The organism is Georgenia sp. Marseille-Q6866 (assembly GCF_965111665.1).
This window is the reverse complement of sequence record NZ_CBCOOR010000001.1, coordinates 355,565-374,030: the sequence shown is the minus strand read 5'-3', so window position 1 is coordinate 374,030 and position 18,466 is coordinate 355,565. Positions and strand designations below refer to the sequence as shown.

Sequence of the window (18,466 nt, the reverse complement as noted above, 5' to 3'; positions counted from 1 at the left end):
CCGCCCGCCTCAGGACAGTGCGTCGTCGGCAGCTCGACGCCCCGCCCGGCGGCATGGCAGCCGTGAGTGGCGGTGGGCGGCAGGATGTCGGCATGCCTGCGAGTGCTCCATGAGGATCTGGCCCTGGAGGGGTGCTGAAGCGCCTGCCGTCGAGCCGGAGATGGAGCAGTTCCACGACGGTCTGGCCGTCCTCCTGCGCGACGGTCGACCGGCCGGCCACGCGGCCACGTCACTGGGTCATTTCACGACGCCGTTCGCTCCCCGCGCGCCGAAGCCGCGGGTGTGGCTGGTCGTCGTCTGGGCTGACGGGACGAAGGAGCCGTCGGTCGAGGACTATCCTCCGTGGTCCTACGTCGCAGAGATGCGAGAGGGCTTCCTCGACTGGCAGGACGGTCGCCACCGGGAGCGCTGGGGTCGTTACGAGATCCAGTGGGTGACGCACGAGCAGGCGCTCGCTGAACGTGAGCGGCTCGGTGTCCATCTCCGCGACTTCTGAGCAGATGAGGACTCAGTGGGGCGGCCGAAGGTCTGCGAAGGCCGTGGTGGCCCGACAGCCGAGCTCGCCGCGCTTGAGGTAGATCGACGGGACGTGGACGTCGCGCACCTCCCCGCTGTCGGTGCGCACCACGAGGACGCAGTCGTCGTCGTCGCCCGTAGCGACCGCGACTGCCCCGCCCTCGATGCTGGCGGTGACCGGTGCGAGCGGCGTGACGCCGTTCGGGTGGGGCTCCAACCGGCCCGTGACCGCCGCGACAACCTCGGCCTCCGAGGGCAGCTCCTCGGGCAGGGCAGTCAGCGCCGACCACACGGCTGTCTCGGCGTTCGGTGCGATGCGGGGGCGCTGCGACGGTGGCGGGGGCACGGCCACGAGCTCCTCGCTCGGACCGTCCTCCCCATCGACGTCTTTGACGCCCCAGTTGTCGAACGTCACCCGGAAGCAGTGCGGGCCGGGGTCCTGCGCGGTCGGTGCCCCCCAGAACCCGTGGGAGGCCCTTGTGTCGGAGACGGTGAGGCCCAGGGTGATCCAGCCGATCGGCTTACGGGCACGGCTGTCCAGGTCCTCCTCGTCCGCCTCCTCGACGCCGAGCATGACGACCGGGCCGTACTCCGTGGCGGCGTCGACGCGCTCGGCGAACTGGACGATGTCATCGGCGTAGGAGTGGAAGGCCGGTGGTGCGAGCAGGTGGTCGACGGCGTCCTTCGCGGCCTCCCCGCCCAGGTGCGCCGGTAAGGAGCAGCCGGCGAGAGCAGCCACTCCTACGGCGGCGAGGACGCCGGTGAGGGAGCGCGCGAGCAGACGCATCCCCGCACCCTGGCGGGAGCCACCGGGCTCGCAGCCCTCGGCCACTCCACGGCCACGGGCTGGACCGCGACTCGGCCTCATGGCCCCACCACGTCGAGGAAGGCGCGTACGGCCGGCGTCGGGTTGAAGGCGCTCCACACCAGGTACTCGACCCGGCGCGGCCCGTCGGAGACCGGCACCGTGACGACGCCCGGGTGGTCGGTGCCCACGAAGGTCGGCGCGAGAAAGGCCACGGCCAGTCGCCGTCGGACCAGGCCGATCATGAGCTCGGGGACCGGAACCTCGAAGGCGACGTCGCGGGCGAGACCCGCGTCGGCGAAGGCGCGGTCGCTCTGGGCGCGGCCGGGAGAGCTGTGCGGGAAGTCGACGAAGACCTCCTCGGCGATGTCCGCCAGCGCGATCCGGCCGCGCGCCGCGAGGCGGTGGTCGGCCGGCAGGACGGCGACGAGGTCGTCACGGGCGAGCTCGCGCGCCTTGACCCCCTGGGGCTCGTCCCCCTCGGGGAGCCCGAGGAAGGCGACGTCGAGCGCACCGCCCGCGACGCGCTCGGTCATCTCCCAGCTGCTCCCGACCGTCATGACCACCCGCACGCCGGGATGGGCCTGCCGGAACCGCTCCAGGAGGTCGGGGATGTCGACCGCCGCGACCGTCGGGATGACTCCCACCGACAACTGGCCGCGCACCTCACCGACGGCTGCCGCTGCCTCGGTGACTGCGCGGGCGGCAGCCGCGAGCGACTCCCGGGCGGCCGGCAGGAACGCCTCGCCCGCCTGCGTCAGCTCGACGCGCCGGCTGGTCCGCGCGAAGAGGCGGAAGCCGAGCTCGCGCTCGAGCTTGGCGACCTGATGGCTCAGCGCGGACTGCACGACGAAACAGCGTTCGGCCGCGCGCGTGAAGCTGCGGGTCTCGGCCACGGCGACGACGTACCGCAGCTGCTGGAGGTCCATGCGTCCATCGTGGTCATAGATCGCTGCCATGACAAACATGTGTTGGACTCATCGATCGCCGGTGCGGAGACTCGGAAGCGTGACCACGACGACCGCGCACCGTCCCACTCCCGAGATCGCCCGGCGGTGGTGGGACCATCGCGTCGCGTGGATCGCGCTCACCGCGGTGGCGCCCGCGACCTGGGGCACGACCTACGCCGTGACGACGGAGCTCCTCCCGCCCGAGCACCCGCTCTTCGCCGCGCTCGTGCGGGCGCTGCCGGCGGGGCTCGTCGCTCTCGCCCTCACGCGCATCCTGCCGACGGGCGCCTGGTGGTGGAAGGCTGCCGTCCTCGGCGTCCTCAACATCGGAGCGTTCTTCCCGCTGCTCTTCTTCGCGGCCGAGCGGCTGCCTGGCGGTGTGGCCGCCACGCTGGGCGCCGCGCAGCCCGTCGTGGTCGCCGTCCTCGCGGTGGGGATCCTGCACGAGAGGACGTCGTGGTGGCGGCTCGGCTGGGGCGTCGCGGGGGTCGTCGGGGTGGGTCTGGTCGTTCTCGGTCCGGGCGCGGCGCTCGACGGGGTCGGCGTCCTCGCCGGGCTCGCCGGCACCATGTCGATGGCCCTCGGGCTCGTCCTCACCAAGCGATGGGGCCTGCCACCCGGTGTGGGACCGCTGACCCTCACAGGCTGGCTGCTCACCGCGGGCGGCCTCGCGCTCCTCCCGCTCACCCTGGTGGTCGAGGGAGTACCGGCGACGGTCGACGCCGGCGGCCTCGGCGGCTACCTGTGGCTGGGGCTGGTGGGCGGGCTCATCGCCTACACCCTCTGGTACCGCGGGCTGCGCCACCTCCCGGTCACGGCCACCGCCCTCCTGGGTCTCCTGTCCCCTCTCGTCGCGGCACTCGTCGGGGCCGCCGTCCTCGAGGAGACCTTGACGCCGGTGCAGCTGTCCGGCTTCGCGCTCGCACTCGCCGCGCTGCTCGCCGGCCAGCTCACGGTCGGTGCATTCCGCCGGCAGCGCCGCCTCCCCGCGACCGCGCCGTGAGGATTCCCGCGGTCGGCGCCACGGACGGTCAGGACGTCTCGTCCTCCTCGTACCCGACGAGCCAGTGCACGCCGAAACGGTCGACGACCTGCCCGTCGGTGGCTCCCCACGGCCGCTTCTGGAGGTCGTCGACCACCTGACCGCCCTCGGCGAGCCTCTGGAACCACTCGTGCAGGGTGGCCGGAGGGGCCGCCCCGAGCAGCGAGAACATCAGCCCCTCGCTGTGGAACGCGGACTGCTCGCCCACGGCGTCGGCGACGTACATCGTGATCGGTCCGTCGGACAGCACACCGTGGGCGATCGCCCCGGGAGGGCCGTCCGTCCTCCCGAAGTCCTCCAGCGTGTGCAGCTCCGCCAAGCATCCGAAGACACCGGCGTAGAACTGCAGTGCCTCCCGGGCAGTGCCCGGGAGGAAGACGTACGGCACCGGTGCGGTCATGGGCGGCAGCGTAGTCCGGTCACCGTCCCCACGACCCGTGACCGCGTGTCACAGCTCGGTGGGGTCCACCTGGATGCGCACGGAGTCCGGCTCCTTGTGGGCGCTGCGCACCGCGGCGGCCTGCGCCAGCGCCCTCGTGAGCCGACTCCCCTGGCCGAGGTCGCTGCGCACGAGCGCCTGGACCTCCTCCTCCGAGAACGGCACGGGACCGAGCACCTCGACGCCGTCGGGCCGCTCGAGGTAGCGCAGCAGGCTCGCGACGGCGCGGGCGCTGCCCCGGACCGAGGCCATCCGGCTGGCGGGCGGGAGGTGCAGCTCGTGCCGCTCGGCCAGCTCGCGCTCGGCGAAGCCGGCCGGGTCCCACCGCACGAGCGCCTGGCCGGGAATGGGCGCGGGATCGCCGAGGAGCATGACCCGACCCCCCTCCGACGCCGGCCGCACCAGGGCTGCTGCGGCCAGCCAGCGGCGCAGCGCCTCGGACGGCGCGGCGAGGTCCTGACGCCCCGACACGGCAGCCGCGTCGAGCAGCAGCGCGCCCTGGTAGCCGCCCCGGGCGGCCGGCTCCGCACCCGGCGTGGCGACGACGACGCGCGCCTTCTCGTCGACCTCCCGCACGACCCCGTGGTCGGCGCGCGCGCCGGACAGCACGACCGGCACCTTGGGGAAGGCGCGGCCGAGCTCCTCGGCCGTGCGCGCCGAGCCCACGCGGCTCGCACGCATGGCGGAGCTCCCACAGGAGGGGCAGGCCCAGGTGCGGTCCGGGCGCCCGCACCAGCGGCACGAGGGCACGCTCGTGCGCCCGCCGAGCTGGAGCGGGCCGTGGCACTCCCGGCAGCGGGCCGGCTCGCGGCAGCCCTGGCAGGCGACGACGGGCAGGTAGCCGGAGCGCGGCACCTGGACGAGGACCGGCCCCTTCTCCAGCGCCTTGCGCACGAGCTCCCACGCCGGGCGCGGGATCCGGGCGGCCGCCGCCGGCCCCTCGCGGGCGAGGTCGATCTCCCCCGGCGCCTCGATCCGCGGGGTGCGCTCGCGCACCGTGGCGCGCGAGGCGGTGACGGAGGCGGCCCAGCCGGTGGCGACGAGCAGCCCCGCCTCCACACTTCGCGTCCACCCGCCGAGCAGCAGCGCGGCGCCCTCCTGGGCGGCGCGCAGCGTGAGCACCTCGCGGGCGTGCGGGTAGGGCGCGCGCGGCTCGGCGAGGAGGTCGTCGCCGTCGTCCCAGCACACGAGCAGGCCCACACGCTGGACGGGCGCGAAGGCCGCTGCCCGCGTGCCGACGACGACGCGCGCCTGTCCCGTGAGCAGCCGGACGAAGGCTCGGTATCGGCGCGAGGGGCCGTGGTCGGCCTGCAGCGACACGACCGGCTCCCCCGGCAGGGCCGCGGTGAGCGCCGCCTCGACGACCTCGGCCTCGTGGGCCGAGGGCACGACGACGACGACCCCGCGCCCGGAGGCGAGCGTGGCGGCGGCGGCCTCGGCGATCGAGGCGAGGCGGTCGGGGACCCCCGGCCCGTGCGCAGGCAGCGCCGACCACACCGCGCGGGGCGACTCCTCCGCCGCCAGCCGCCGCACGTAGGCCGCGCCTCCGACGTAGTGGTCCCACGCCGTCCCGGGCAGGTGCGCAGCGGTGGTGCCGGTGCGGTCGGCGGCCGTGCCCTCCAGGACGGTCTTCTCGGTGGTCGCGTGCCGCGGAGGCACCGCGAGCCGGACGACGTCCATGAGGGAGCCGGCGTAGCGGTCCGCCACCGCCCGGCACAGCGCGGCGATCTCCGGGGTGAGGACCGGCAGCGCGGACACCACGCGCCGCAGCGGCATGAGGGTGCCGTGGTGGTCGGTGGTGGCGGCGCGCTCGAGGACGTAGCCGGTGCGGTCCTTGCCCGCGAAACGCACCGAGACGCGGGTGCCGGGCTGGGCAGCGGCGTCCTGCTCCGGCGTCACGCGGTAGTCGAAGGGACGGTCCAGGTGGGGCAGCGACATGTCGACCGCCACCCGCGCGACGGGCAGCTCGACACCCGCTGCCTCGGCGCCGGAGACCGTGCGCACGGCGACGGTCTGCTCGAGCAGGGCGGGCTGGTGCACCGGTCTCACCTCCGCTCCCATCTCACCACGGGCCACCGACACCGCAGTGGTCGTCCACAGGCAGGGCGCGGCCCTACCGCCCGAGGGACCCTCAGCCGACGGCGCGGCGCAGCTCCTCGACGCGGTCGGTGCGCTCCCAGGTGAAGCTCGGCAGCTCGCGCCCGAAGTGCCCGTAGGCGCTGGTGTCGCGGTAGATCGGGCGCAGCAGGTCGAGGGCGTCGACGATCGCCGCGGGGCGCAGGTCGAAGACCTCGCTGATCGCCGCGTTGATCCTCTCGACGGCGACGGTCTCGGTCCCGAAGGTCTCGACGTACAGCCCCACGGGGTGGGCCTTGCCGATGGCGTAGGCGACGTGCACCTCGCAGCGGCGCGCGAGGCCGGCGGCGACGACGTTCTTCGCCACCCAGCGGGTGGCGTACGAGGCGGAGCGGTCCACTTTCGACGGGTCCTTGCCGGAGAAGGCTCCCCCGCCGTGACGGGCCATGCCCCCGTAGGTGTCGACGATGATCTTGCGACCGGTGAGTCCGGCGTCGCCCATCGGACCGCCGACGACGAACTTGCCGGTCGGGTTGACGTAGAGGGTGTGCCCGGCCGTGTCGAGCCCACCGGCGTGCTCGGCGAGCACGGGCGCGACGACCTCCGCGGCGACGGCGGAGCGCAGCCACTCGGAAGTGACGTCGGCGTCGTGCTGGGTGGAGACGACGAGGGAGTCGAGGGCGACGGGACGGTCGCCGTCGTAGGCGATGGTCACCTGGGTCTTGCCGTCCGGACGCAGGCCGGGGACGATCCCCTCCTTGCGCACGTGGGTGAGCCGCTCGGCGAGGCGGTGCGCGAGCCAGATCGGCAGCGGCATGAGCTGGGGCGTGTCGTCGCTCGCGTAGCCGACCATGAAGCCCTGGTCGCCGGCGCCCTGGGCGTCGTACCGGTCGCGGCTCTCACCGGCGCGGTCCTCCCACGAGGTGTCGACGCCCGTGGCGATGTCCGGGGACTGCTGGCCGATCGACACCTGCACGCCGCAGGACTTCCCGTCGAAGCCGATGGCGGAGGAGGTGTAGCCGATCGCGTTGACCTCGGCGCGCACGAGCTGCGGGATCTCGACGTAGGCGGAGGTCGTCACCTCACCGGCGACGGTCACCAGCCCGGTCGTCACGAGCGTCTCGACGGCGACCCGCGCGCGGGGGTCCTCCCGGAGGATCGCGTCGAGGATGGAGTCGGAGATCCGGTCGCACACCTTGTCGGGGTGCCCCTCGGTCACCGACTCGGAGGTGAACAGACGCAGGTTGGGCTTGGAGGTCACCGGTCGATCCTAGTTCAGCGCAGGCGGGGCACGACGAGGTCCCACAGCCCGCGCGCGACGTCGTCCTTGCTGCCGGCGGCCTCACCGACCACCTCGCCCGCGCCGTCGAGCACGGTGACGGCGTTGGCGACGTCACCGAAACCGCGGCCCTGGCCGACGGCGTTGACGGCGAGCAGGTCGGCGCCCTTGCGGCGTGCCTTGGCGCGCCCGAGCTCGAGGACCTCGCCGGCGTCACCAGTCTCGGCCGCGAAGCCGACGACGACGAGACGCGCCCGCTCGCGGTGAGCGACGGTCGCGAGGATGTCGGGGTTCTCGACGAGCTCGACCGCCTGCGGGGCCGAGCCGTCCTTCTTGATCTTGCCCTCCGCCGTCGTCGCGGGGCGGAAGTCGGCGACGGCGGCGGCCATGACGAGCACGTCCGCGTCGGCGGTGGCGGTGTCGACGGCGTCGGCGAGCTCACGCGTGGTCTCGACCTCGACGACGTCGACGGCGGGGTGCTGGGCGGCGCGCCGGGCCGCCTCGTCGATGGAGGCGGCGAGCAAGGTCACCCGGGCGCCACGGCGGGCGGCCTCGCGGGCGATCGCGGCGCCCTGCCGGCCCGAGGAGCGGTTGCCGAGGAAGCGGACCGGGTCGAGCGGCTCGCGGGTGCCGCCGGCGCTGACGACGACGGTGCGCCCGGCGAGGTCCTGCGGCGCGACGAGCGCGAGGGCGGCCGCGGTGATGGCCTCCGGCTCGGGCAGCCGGCCGGGGCCGGTGTCGGCACCGGTGAGGCGCCCGGAGTCCGGCTCGAGGACCGTGACGCCGCGGGCGCGCAGGGTGGCGACGTTCGCGACGGTCGCCGGGTGCTGCCACATCTCCGTGTGCATCGCAGGGGCGAGCAGCACGGGGGCGGTGACGGTGAGGAGCGTCGTCGTCAGGAGGTCGTCCGCCCGGCCGGTCGCGGCCCGCGAGAGCAGGTCCGCGGTGGCGGGGGCGACGACGACGAGGTCGGCGCTGCGGCCGAGGGCGACGTGGTCGACCCCGGTGGCGCCCTCGAAGACGCTCGTCGTCACCGGCTCGCCGGACAGCGCCTCCCAGGTGGGCCGCCCGACGAACTCGAGGGCGGCCTCGGTGGGGACGACCCGGACGCGGTGCCCCGCCTCGCGCAGCGCACGCAGGACGAAGACCGCCTTGTAGGCGGCGATCCCCCCGGTGACGCCGAGGAGGACGCGCAGCCCGGTCGCCCCCGGCACGGTCACTCCTGGGTCGGGTTGACCGTCAGCAGTCCCTCGTTGATCTCGCGCAGCGCGATCGACAGGGGCTTGTCGGTCTGGCCGTGCGGGACGAGCGGGCCGACGAACTCGAGCAGCCCCTCCTGGAGCTGGGAGTTGTAGGCGTTGATCTGACGGGCGCGCTTGGCGCCGTAGATGACGAGGGCGTACTTGGAGTCCGCCGCCTCGAGCAGCTTGTCGATCGGGGGGTTGGTGATGCCAACGGGCTGGGCAACGGTTCCGGACATGCTCACCTCACGTGTTCGTTTCGGGGCGCGCCTGCACCGGGTGCGGGCACGCGCAACGTCCGAGTCTACTCGGTCGGCAGGCCCATGAGGGAGACGAGCTCGTCGGTGGCGCGTGTCACGACGTCGTTGACGACGATGTCGTCGAACTCGTCGGCGTGCGCGAGCTCCTCCCGGGCGGTGCGCAGGCGACGCTCACGCTCCTCCGGACCCTCCGTGCCGCGGCCCACGAGCCGGCGCTCGAGCTCCTCGAAGGAGGGCGGGGCGAGGAAGACGAAGTGCGCGTTGGGCATGGTCTTACGGACCTGTCGCGCGCCCTGGAGGTCGATCTCCAGGAGCGCGGGCTCGCCGCTGCGCAGCTGCTCCTCCACGGGACCGCGCGGGGTGCCGTAGCGGTTCTGACCGTGGACGACGGCCCACTCGAGGAGCTCACCCTCGGCGGCCATCCGCTCGAACTCCTCCTCGGAGACGAAGTGGTAGTGGACGCCGTCGACCTCGCCGGGGCGGGGCTGGCGCGTGGTTGCGGAGACCGACAGCCACACCTGGGGATAGCGACGGCGGATGTCGGCGGAGACGGTGCCCTTGCCGACGGCGGTGGGCCCGGCGAGGACGGTGAGACGAGCCTCGGAGGCGGGCGAGGTGGTCGGCACGGTCACCCGAACCGCTCGACGAGGGACTCGACCTGGTTGTGGCCCAGGCCGCGCACGCGGCGGGCCTCGGAGATGCCGACCTCGGCCATGATCGCTCGGCTCTTCACCTTGCCGACGCCGGGGAGGGACTCGAGGAGCTCGACGACGCGCATCTTGCCGAGGGCCTCGTCGTCGGCGGCGTCGGCGATGACCTGGGAGAGGGAGGTCTGGGAGTACTTGAGGCGGTTCTTCACCTCGGCCCGACGGGTGCGGGCGGCCGCTGCCTTGGCCAGCGCGGCGGCGCGTTGCTCGGGGGTCAAGGAGGGCAGGGCCACGTTCATCACCTCGGGGACGGGGACACGGGAGGGGCTGAGGGCAAGGTACCCAGCGACCAGCTCAGTCTGCCAGTACCCGCAAGGCCCCAGAGCCCGCCCGCCGCGGGCGCCGGGGTCGTCCTCACCACACTTGGCGGCTCCTCGCCACCGGAGCGCGCCGACCGCCCCGGTGGTTCGCCACCGGGTGGGCGCCGACCTCCCCGGTTGTCCTCCCACCTCCCCCGTTCGCACGGGCTGTGGTGAGGAGAAGCGGGGAGGTCGGCGACGACGTCGCGCGCGGGTGGGCGGTCGAGGGCCGCGGCCGTGGCGTCAGGCCACGACGGCGACGGCGGGTCGGCCGGCCGCGCCCCCCGGCCGTGGCGTCAGCCGAGGACGGCGACGGCGAGTCGGTCGGCCGACGCCCACCCCCCGGCCGTGGCGTCAGCCGACGACGGCGAGTCGGCCGGTTGATGTCGGCCGGTCAGCCGGCCAGGGCGTCGCGGACCTCCGCGACCGCCCGCTCGGCGGCGGCCACGAGGCCGTCCGGGCCGGCGGCGAGGACGGCGCGGGAGGTGCTGGCGAGCACCGCATGCTCGGCTCCCGCGAAGACCTCGGCCACCTCCGCGCGCCCGGCGCCCTGCGCGCCGAAGCCGGGGGCGAGGAGCGGGGCCCGGGAGCCGGCGAGGTCGATGCCGAGCCGGCGTGCGGCGTCGCCGATGGTGGCGCCGACGACGAGACCCACCGACCCCAGGCCCTCGGCCGTTGGGCCGCTCGCATTGAGCGCAGCGACCCCGTCGACGATCCCGCCCGCCACGGCGCGCCCGTCGGTACCGACGGCGTGCTGCACCGCGGCTCCCTCCGGGTTGGAGGTGAGCGCCAGGACGAAGACTCCCCTGCCGGTGGCGTGGGCGAGCTCGACGGCGGGCGCGAGGGAACCGAGCCCGAGGTACGGGGACAGGGTGATCGCGTCCGCGGCCAGGGGCGCGCCGTCGGCGAGGTACGCGTGGGCGTAGCCGGCCATGGTCGAGCCGATGTCCCCGCGCTTGACGTCGAGGACGCTCAGCGTGCCGGTGTCCCGGCAGGCCGCGAGGACGTCCTCGAGGACGGCGACGCCCGCCGAGCCGTGCCGCTCGAAGAGCGCCGACTGCGGCTTGAGCGCCGCCACCCGCCCCCCGAGCACCTCGACGACGCACATCGCGAACGTGCGCAGACCCGTCGCGTCGTCGGGCAGTCCCCACGCGTCCAGCAGGCCGGGGTGGGGGTCGATGCCGACGCACACCGGCCCGTGCTCGGCCATCGCGGCGGCGAGCCGGGTGCCGAAGGGCACCGGCTCGGCCGGAGGAATCCGGCTGTCGGCGGGAGGGGTGGGATTGCCGGCCGGAGGAATCCGGCTGTCGGCGGGAGGGGGTGGGGTGGGGGTGGGGGTCACCGGGCGGCCCGGGCGGCGTCGTGCTCCTGGAGAGAGGTCACCGTCATCGGGCCGAGGCCGGCGGCCTCGATCGCCTGGACGGCGGCGGAGAGCTCCTGGACGGTCGTGATGATCGGCTTGTCGGCCGCCGTCGTCGCCGTGCGGATCTCGTAGCCGTCGGCGCGGGCGCCCTGGCCGGAGGGGGTGTTGACGACCATGTCGACCTGACCCGTCTCGATGAGGTCGACGATCGTCGGCTCGCCGTCGGGGCCGCGCCCGTCGGAGGCCTTGCGCACCAGCCGCGCGGGGATGCCGTTGCGGCGCAGCACCGAGGCGGTGCCGCTCGTCGCGAGGATCTCGAAGCCGAGGCTCTGCAGGCGCGCGACCGGGATGGCCAGCGCCCGCTTGTCGCGGTCCGCGACGGACACGAAGACGGTGCCCGTGGTCGGCAGCCCGCCGTAGGCGGCGGCCTGGGACTTGGCGAAGGCCCGCGGGAAGTCGACGTCGTAGCCCATGACCTCACCCGTCGAGCGCATCTCCGGGCCGAGCACGGTGTCCACCACCGAGCCCTCTCGGGTGGCGAAGCGCTTGAACGGGAGCACCGCCTCCTTGACGGCGATCGGCGCGTCGAGGTCGAGGCGCGTCGCGTCGTGCTCGGGCAGGATCCCCCGCTCGCGCAGCTCGGCGATCGTCGCGCCGGCCATGACGAGAGAGGCGGCCTTGGCCAGCGGCACGCCGGTGGCCTTGGCGACGAAGGGCACCGTGCGCGAGGCGCGCGGGTTGGCCTCGATGACGTAGAGGACGTCGGAGACGAGCGCGAACTGGATGTTGATGAGCCCGCGCACCCCCACGCCGTCGGCGATGGCACGCGTCGACTCGGCGATCCGCGCGATCTCCCGCTCGGAGATCGTCACCGGGGGCAGCACGCAGGCGGAGTCGCCGGAGTGGATGCCGGCCTCCTCGATGTGCTCCATGACGCCGCCGAGGAAGAGCTCGGTGCCGTCGTAGATCGCGTCGACGTCGATCTCGGTCGCGTCGTCAAGAAAGCGGTCGATGAGGAGCGGGCCCGTCGCGGCGCCGAGGTCGGAGCGGCCGGCGTAGTCACGCAGCTGCTCGACGTCGTAGACGATCTCCATCCCGCGCCCACCGAGCACGTAGGAGGGGCGCACGAGCACCGGGTAGCCGATGCCCTCGGCCACCACCTCTGCCTGCGCGAGCGTCGTCGCGGTGCCGAAGGCGGGGGCGGGCAGGCCGGCGGCGGCGAGGACGGCGCCGAAGCGGCCGCGGTCCTCGGCGGCGTCGATGGCCTCGGGCTGGGTGCCGAGGATCGGCACGCCCGCGTCGGCGAGGCGCTGGGCCAGGCTCAGCGGGGTCTGGCCGCCGAGCTGGACGACGACGCCGGCCACCGGGCCGACGGCGAGCTCCGCGTGGTAGACCTCGAGGACGTCCTCGAAGGTGAGCGGCTCGAAGTAGAGCCGGTCGGAGATGTCGTAGTCGGTGGAGACCGTCTCCGGGTTGCAGTTGACCATGACGGTCTCGAACTGCTCGGCCAGCGCCATGGTCGCGTGGACGCACGAGTAGTCGAACTCGATGCCCTGGCCGATCCGGTTCGGGCCCGAGCCGAGGATGATCACCGCCGGGCGCTCGCGCGGCTCGACCTCGGTCTCCACGTCGTAGGAGGAGTAGTGGTACGGCGTCTGCGCGGCGAACTCCGCGGCGCAGGTGTCGACCGTCTTGTAGACGGGGCGCAGGCCGTAGGCGTGGCGCACCTCGCGGACGGTGTCCTCCGACAGGCCGCGCAGCTGGCCGATCTGGACGTCGGAGAAGCCGTGGCGCTTGGCCTCCGCGAGGAGCTCGGGGGTGAGCGCCGGCGCCTCGCGCAGGTCGGCGGCCACCTCGTCGAGAAGGACCATCTGGTCGAGGAACCACGGGTCGATGGCGGTGGCCTCGAAGAGCTGCTCGACGGTCGCGCCACCGCGGATGGCCTGCTGCACCTGGACGAGGCGCTCCGTCGTCGGGATCCGCACGGTCTCGAGCAGCGCGGCGGTCTGCTCGGCGTCCGGCGCCTCGCCCTGCCAGTGGAAGACGCTGCCCTTGGCGTCGATCGAGCGCATCGCCTTCTGCAGGGCCTCGGTGTAGCTGCGGCCCAGCGCCATCGCCTCGCCCACCGACTTCATGGTGGTGGTGAGGACGGGGTCGGCGGCGGGGAACTTCTCGAAGGCGAAGCGCGGGACCTTGACGACGACGTAGTCCAGCGCCGGCTCGAAGGAGGCCGGGGTGGTCTTCGTGATGTCGTTGGGGATCTCCTCGAGCGTGTAGCCCACGGCCAGGCGCGCGGCGATCTTGGCGATCGGGAAGCCGGTGGCCTTGGACGCCAGCGCGGAGGAGCGGGAGACGCGCGGGTTCATCTCGATGACGACGATGCGGCCGGTGTCCGGCTCGACGGCGAACTGGACGTTGCAGCCGCCGGTGTCCACGCCCACGGCGCGGATGATCGCGATGCCGATGTCGCGCATCTTCTGGAACTCGCGGTCGGTGAGCGTCATCGCCGGGGCGACGGTGATCGAGTCACCGGTGTGGACGCCCACGGGGTCGACGTTCTCGATCGAGCACACGACGATGACGTTGTCGGCCTTGTCGCGGATGAGCTCGAGCTCGAACTCCTTCCACCCGAGGATCGACTCCTCGAGGAGCACCTCCGTGGTCGGCGAGTAGTGCAGGCCGGCACCGGCGATCCGCTCGAGGTCCTCGGGGTTGTACGCGAGCCCCGAGCCGAGGCCGCCCATGGTGAAGGACGGGCGCACGACGAGCGGGTAGCCCAGCTCCTCCGCGGCCCCGTAGCACTCCTCCATCGAGTGGCAGATGACCGACCGGGCCGAGCTCGCCCCGCACTGCTCGACGATCTCCTTGAAGGCCTGACGGTCCTCCGCGGCGTGGATGGAGGCGACCGACGCACCGATGAGCTCGACGTCGTACTCGGCCAGCACCCCGGCCTCGTCGAGCGCGATCGCCGTGTTGAGGGCCGTCTGCCCGCCGAGGGTCGGCAGCAGCGCGTCGGGGCGCTCCTTGGCGATGATCGTCGCGACGACCTCGGGGGTGATCGGCTCGACGTAGGTGGCGTCGGCGATCTCCGGGTCGGTCATGATCGTCGCCGGGTTGGAGTTGACGAGGATGACCCGCAGGCCCTCCTCGCGCAGCACCCGGCACGCCTGGGTTCCGGAGTAGTCGAACTCGGCGGCCTGGCCGATGACGATCGGCCCGGAGCCGATGACGAGAACGGAACGCAGGTCGGTACGACGCGGCATCAGGCGTCCTCTCCGGTCGTCTGGGAGCGCGCCTGCCGCCGGGCGGCGACGAGCTCGAGGAAGCGGTCGAACAGGTGGGCGGCGTCGTGCGGGCCGGCGGCCGCCTCGGGGTGGTACTGGACGGAGAACGCGGGGACGTCCAGGGCGCGCAGGCCCTCGACGACGCCGTCGTTGAGGCTGATGTGGGAGACCTCGACACGGCCGAAGCGGCCGTCGTCGTAGGGCGCGACGCTCTCCTCGCCGACGGGCACGTCGACGGCGAAGCCGTGGTTGTGCGCGGTGATCTCGACCTTGCCGGTGGCGCGGTCGAGGACGGGCTGGTTGACGCCGCGGTGGCCGTAGTCGAGCTTGTACGTGCCGTAGCCGAGGGCGCGCCCGAGGAGCTGGTTGCCGAAGCAGATCCCGAAGAAGGGCAGCCCCTGGGCCAGGACCCCGCGCAGCACCTCGACCTCGTGGTCCGCGCTGCCCGGGTCGCCCGGGCCGTTGGAGAAGAAGACGCCGTCGGGCTCGAGGGCGACGATCTCCGCGAGGGTGGTCTGCTGCGGGACGACGTGGACCCGGGCGCCGCGCTCGGCGAGCTGGGCGGGGGTGCGCGCCTTGATCCCGAGGTCGACGGCGACGATCTCGGCGAGCGGCTCCTTGCCGGCGAACTCGCCGGTGGGCTCGACGACGTAGCGCTCCTGGGTGGAGACCTCACCGGCAAGGGCGGCGCCGCTCATCGCGGGCGCCTGGCGGACGAGGTCGACGAGCACGCTGATGGCGGAGGAGTCCCGCCCCATCGCGCCGGCGGGCAGCGCGGAGCCGGAGAAGATCCCGGCGCGCATGACGCCGCGGTCGCGCAGGTGACGGGTGAGGGCGCGGGTGTCGAGGTGGCAGATGCCGACGACGCCCTGCTCGCGCAGCTCGTCCTCGAACTCACGGGTCGAGCGCCAGCTCGAGGCGCGCCGCGCGGGCTCGCGCACGACGAGCCCGGCGACCCAGACCCGGTCGGACTCGGGGTCCTCGTCGTTGGCGCCCGTGTTGCCGATGTGCGGGGCGGTCATCGTGACGATCTGACGGTGGTAGGACGGGTCGGTGACCGTCTCCTGGTAGCCGGTCATCGCCGTCGCGAAGACGATCTCCCCGACCGTGCGGCCCTCGGCGGCGTAGGCCTGCCCGGACAGGACGTAGCCGTCCTCGAGGACGAGCAGGGCGTCCTCACGCTGGTTCCTCAACGGGTTCCTCCTGTGGTGCTGGCGACGGGCTGGGCGTCGAGCACGGTCGCACGCCCGCGGAGGAACGTGGCCACGACGCGCCCTGGAAGGGTACGGCCCTGGAACGGGGTGTTGCGGCTGGTGGTCGCCTGCTGGGCGCCGTCGACGACGACGCGGGCGGCCGGGTCCACGAGGGTGAGGTTGGCGGGCTCCCCGACGGCGATGGGTCGCCCGTGCCCCTCGACGCGCCCGATCCGGGCGGGTGTCGTCGACAGCACGCGCGCGACGCCGGCCCAGTCGAGCAGGCCGGGCTCGACCATCGTCTCGACGACGACGGACAGCGCGGTCTCCAGGCCGGTCATCCCGAAGGCGGCGTCGGCCCACTCGCAGTCCTTGGCCTCCACCGGGTGGGGCGCGTGGTCGGTGGCGACGATGTCGATCGTCCCGTCGGCCAGCGCGGCGCGCAGGGCGAGGACGTCCTCCTGCGTGCGCAGCGGCGGGTTGACCTTGAAGACGGGGTCGTAGCTGCGGGCGAGCTCGTCGGTGAGGAGCAGGTGGTGGGGGGTGACCTCGGCGGTGACGTCGATACCGCGCGCCTTGGCCCAGCGGACGATCTCGACGGACCCGGCGGTCGACAGGTGGCAGATGTGGACGCGGGAGCCGACGTGCTCGGCGAGGAGGACGTCGCGGGCGATGATCGCCTCCTCCGCGACGGCCGGCCAGCCGGTGAGCCCGAGCTCGGAGGACACGACGCCCTCGTTCATCTGGGCGCCCGCGGTGAGGCGCGGCTCCTGGGCGTGCTGGGCAATGACGCCGTCGAAGGCCTTGACGTACTCCAGGGCCCGGCGCATGAGGACCGGGTCCCACACGCACAGGCCGTCGTCGGAGAAGACCCGCACGCGGGCCTGGGAGGCGGCCATCGCGCCGAGCTCGGCGAGCTGCTCGCCCCTGAGCCCGACGGTGACGGCGCCGACGGGCAGGACGTCGGCCCAGCCGGCCTCGCGGCCCAGCCGCCACACCTGCTCGACGACGCCTGCGGTGTCGGCGACGGGCTGGGTGTTGGCCATCGCATGGACGGCGGTGAAGCCGCCGAGCGCGGCCGCGCGGGTGCCGGACCACACGGTCTCGGCGTCCTCGCGGCCGGGCTCGCGCAGGTGGGTGTGGAGGTCGACGAGCCCGGGCAGGGCGACGAGACCGTCCGCGTCGACGACGTGGGCGTCGCTGCCCGCCTGCGCGGCGGCGTCGGGGCCGGTGGCGGTGATGACGCCGTCGGCGAGGAGGAGGTCGGTGGGCTCGGCGCCCAGGGGCGCGGCGCCCCGGATGAGGTGGCTGGTCACGCGGGTGCTCCCTGCGTCGTCGTGGGCGCCGGCGCGCCGGCGAGGAGGTGGTAGAGGACGGCCATGCGCACGGAGACACCGTTGGCGACCTGCTCGACGATGGTCGAGCGGGGGCTGTCGGCGGCCTCCGCGGAGATCTCCAGGCCGCGGTTCATCGGGCCGGGGTGCATGACGATCGCGTGCTCGGGCAGGCGCGCGAGGCGGGCGCCGGTGAGGCCGTAGCGGCGGTGGTACTCCTGCGGGGAGGGGAAGAACCCGCCCCCGGAGCTCGACATCCGCTCCCGCTGGACCCGCAGCATCATGACGGCGTCCGGGCCGGTGGCGATCGCGGCGTCGAGGTCGTACTCGACCTGCGCCGGCCAGGCGTGGGCGCCCACGGGGACGAGGGTGGGCGGGGCGACGAGCGTGACCTGCGCACCGAGCGTGGTGAGGAGGTCGACGTTCGAGCGCGCCACCCGCGAGTGGAGGACGTCGCCCACGACGACCACGCGCAGACCGGTGAGGTCGCGGCCGCGGGAGTCGCCGTCGTCGTCCACCGCGAGGTGGCGACGGACCGTGTACGCGTCCAGGAGCGCCTGCGTGGGGTGCTGGTGGGTGCCGTCGCCCGCGTTGACGACCGGCACGTCGATCCAGCCGGAGTGGGCGAGGCGGTGCGGGGCCCCGGAGGCGCCGTGGCGGATGACGACGGCGTCCGCGCCCATGGCCTGGAGCGTCTGGGCGGTGTCCTTGAGGGACTCGCCCTTGGACACGCTCGAGCCCTTGGCGGCGAAGTTGATGACGTCGGCCGAGAGCCGCTTGGCGGCCGCCTCGAAGGAGATCCGGGTGCGGGTGGAGTCCTCGAAGAAGAGGTTGACGACGGTGCGGCCGCGCAGCGTGGGGAGCTTGCGGATCTCCCGGGACTGGGTGACGGCCATCTCCTCGGCGGTGTCGAGGAGGGCGACGGCCGCGTCGCGGTCGAGGTCGGCGGCGGAGAGCAGGTGCCTCATCGCTCCTCCCCCTCGGCCGGCTTGACGATGACAACGGCGTCCTCGCCGCCGTCGACGTCCCCGAGCGTGACCCGGACCCGCTCGTGGCGCGAGGTCGGCAGGTTCTTGCCGACGTAGTCCGCGCGGATGGGCAGCTCGCGGTGCCCGCGGTCGACGAGGACGGCGAGCTGGACCCGGGCCGGGCGGCCGAGGTCGTTGATCGCGTCGAGGGCAGCGCGGATCGTGCGCCCGGAGTAGAGGACGTCGTCGACGAGGACGACGGTGGCGCCGTCGATCCCGCCGGGCGGCACCTCGGTGCGCAGGAGCGTGCGGGTGGGCTGGGAGCGCAGGTCGTCGCGGTACATCGTGACGTCGAGCGTGCCGAGCTCCGCGCTGCCGCCGGCGGCGAGCACGCGCTCGTGCAGGCGCTGGGCGAGCGGGGCGCCGCGGGTGGGGATGCCGAGGAGGACGAGACGGTCCTCCGGGTCGGTGCGCTCGAGGATCTCGTGGGAGATGCGGGTCAACGCCCGGGTGATCTCCGGGGGACCGAGCACGGGTACGACAGGGCCGAGAGACATCTGGCTGGCTCCTTCCCCGCCTCACAGGACGGGTCTTTAAAGGACGGGCAGATCGCGACCCATGCTAGCGGCGCCGCTCCCCCGCCCCGCCGCGTGTCTCACGCCAGGCCGCAGGTGCGATCCACCTCACACGCCGGCGGCGCCCCACCTGAA

17 protein-coding genes are annotated in these 18,466 nt (G+C 73.9%); 2 read left to right on the top strand and 15 right to left on the bottom strand.

From position 1 onward, the window contains the following. Positions 1–109 precede the first annotated feature (109 nt). Positions 110–496, top strand: coding sequence for a hypothetical protein (locus ACWPXV_RS01855; protein WP_454083614.1), 387 nt, complete (start codon positions 110–112; stop codon positions 494–496). Between the two features lie 12 nt (positions 497–508). On the opposite strand, the gene ACWPXV_RS01850 is transcribed toward ACWPXV_RS01855, so the two are convergent. Both ACWPXV_RS01850 and ACWPXV_RS01845 read right to left on the bottom strand, forming a co-directional pair. Beyond that, positions 509–1,303: a hypothetical protein gene (locus ACWPXV_RS01850; protein ID WP_454083613.1), complete on the bottom strand. Its 795-nt coding sequence runs from the start codon at positions 1,301–1,303 to the stop codon at positions 509–511. 77 nt (positions 1,304–1,380) lie between these two features. Next, positions 1,381–2,250 carry a LysR family transcriptional regulator gene (locus tag ACWPXV_RS01845; RefSeq protein ID WP_454083612.1) on the bottom strand — a complete coding sequence of 290 codons (870 nt, stop codon included), beginning with the start codon at positions 2,248–2,250 and terminating at the stop codon, positions 1,381–1,383. A gap of 79 nt (positions 2,251–2,329) precedes the next feature. Between ACWPXV_RS01845 and ACWPXV_RS01840 the strand changes: the two genes are divergently transcribed. Then, complete coding sequence (locus ACWPXV_RS01840) at positions 2,330–3,274, top strand: EamA family transporter (RefSeq protein ID WP_454083611.1); 945 nt, start codon at positions 2,330–2,332, stop codon at positions 3,272–3,274. A 28-nt stretch (positions 3,275–3,302) separates the two neighbouring features. Here the strand turns inward: ACWPXV_RS01840 and ACWPXV_RS01835 are convergent, their stop codons facing one another. The 13 genes from ACWPXV_RS01835 to pyrR form a co-directional block, all read right to left on the bottom strand. Beyond that, positions 3,303–3,713, bottom strand: coding sequence for a VOC family protein (locus ACWPXV_RS01835; protein ID WP_454083610.1), 411 nt, complete (start codon positions 3,711–3,713; stop codon positions 3,303–3,305). 48 nt (positions 3,714–3,761) lie between these two features. Beyond that, positions 3,762–5,792, bottom strand: coding sequence for a primosomal protein N' (locus ACWPXV_RS01830; RefSeq protein ID WP_454083609.1), 2,031 nt, complete (start codon positions 5,790–5,792; stop codon positions 3,762–3,764). Positions 5,793–5,883: 91 nt separating this feature from the next. Next, positions 5,884–7,089, bottom strand: a complete 1,206-nt coding sequence (gene metK / locus ACWPXV_RS01825) for a methionine adenosyltransferase (protein WP_454083608.1) — start codon at positions 7,087–7,089, stop codon at positions 5,884–5,886. 14 nt (positions 7,090–7,103) lie between these two features. Further along, entirely contained in the window at positions 7,104–8,303 is a 1,200-nt protein-coding gene (gene coaBC / locus ACWPXV_RS01820; RefSeq protein ID WP_454083638.1) for a bifunctional phosphopantothenoylcysteine decarboxylase/phosphopantothenate--cysteine ligase CoaBC, read from the bottom strand. A gap of 20 nt (positions 8,304–8,323) precedes the next feature. Continuing rightward, positions 8,324–8,587 carry a DNA-directed RNA polymerase subunit omega gene (gene rpoZ / locus ACWPXV_RS01815; protein ID WP_110851226.1) on the bottom strand — a complete coding sequence of 88 codons (264 nt, stop codon included), beginning with the start codon at positions 8,585–8,587 and terminating at the stop codon, positions 8,324–8,326. Positions 8,588–8,652: 65 nt separating this feature from the next. Next, positions 8,653–9,234 (bottom strand): guanylate kinase, encoded by a 582-nt coding sequence (gene gmk / locus ACWPXV_RS01810; RefSeq protein ID WP_454083637.1) that lies wholly within the window; start codon positions 9,232–9,234, stop codon positions 8,653–8,655. A gap of 2 nt (positions 9,235–9,236) precedes the next feature. Continuing rightward, the gene (gene mihF, locus ACWPXV_RS01805) at positions 9,237–9,548 is read right to left on the bottom strand and encodes an integration host factor, actinobacterial type (protein WP_110851360.1); all 312 of its coding nucleotides are present in this window, start codon (positions 9,546–9,548) and stop codon (positions 9,237–9,239) included. A 460-nt stretch (positions 9,549–10,008) separates the two neighbouring features. Further along, positions 10,009–10,854 carry an orotidine-5'-phosphate decarboxylase gene (gene pyrF, locus ACWPXV_RS01800; protein ID WP_454083607.1) on the bottom strand — a complete coding sequence of 282 codons (846 nt, stop codon included), beginning with the start codon at positions 10,852–10,854 and terminating at the stop codon, positions 10,009–10,011. A gap of 98 nt (positions 10,855–10,952) precedes the next feature. Next, entirely contained in the window at positions 10,953–14,240 is a 3,288-nt protein-coding gene (gene carB / locus ACWPXV_RS01795) for a carbamoyl-phosphate synthase large subunit (RefSeq protein ID WP_454083606.1), read from the bottom strand. Next, positions 14,240–15,454: a glutamine-hydrolyzing carbamoyl-phosphate synthase small subunit gene (carA, locus tag ACWPXV_RS01790; RefSeq protein ID WP_454083605.1), complete on the bottom strand. Its 1,215-nt coding sequence runs from the start codon at positions 15,452–15,454 to the stop codon at positions 14,240–14,242. The genes carB and carA overlap by 1 nt, the downstream gene beginning before the upstream one ends. Continuing rightward, complete coding sequence (locus ACWPXV_RS01785; protein ID WP_454083604.1) at positions 15,451–16,770, bottom strand: dihydroorotase; 1,320 nt, start codon at positions 16,768–16,770, stop codon at positions 15,451–15,453. Before ACWPXV_RS01785 ends, carA begins: the two co-directional genes overlap by 4 nt. Continuing rightward, entirely contained in the window at positions 16,767–17,756 is a 990-nt protein-coding gene (locus ACWPXV_RS01780; protein ID WP_454083603.1) for an aspartate carbamoyltransferase catalytic subunit, read from the bottom strand. The genes ACWPXV_RS01785 and ACWPXV_RS01780 overlap by 4 nt, the downstream gene beginning before the upstream one ends. Next, positions 17,753–18,313 carry a bifunctional pyr operon transcriptional regulator/uracil phosphoribosyltransferase PyrR gene (pyrR, locus tag ACWPXV_RS01775; protein WP_454083602.1) on the bottom strand — a complete coding sequence of 187 codons (561 nt, stop codon included), beginning with the start codon at positions 18,311–18,313 and terminating at the stop codon, positions 17,753–17,755. The genes ACWPXV_RS01780 and pyrR overlap by 4 nt, the downstream gene beginning before the upstream one ends. Between the last annotated feature and the right edge of the window lie 153 nt (positions 18,314–18,466).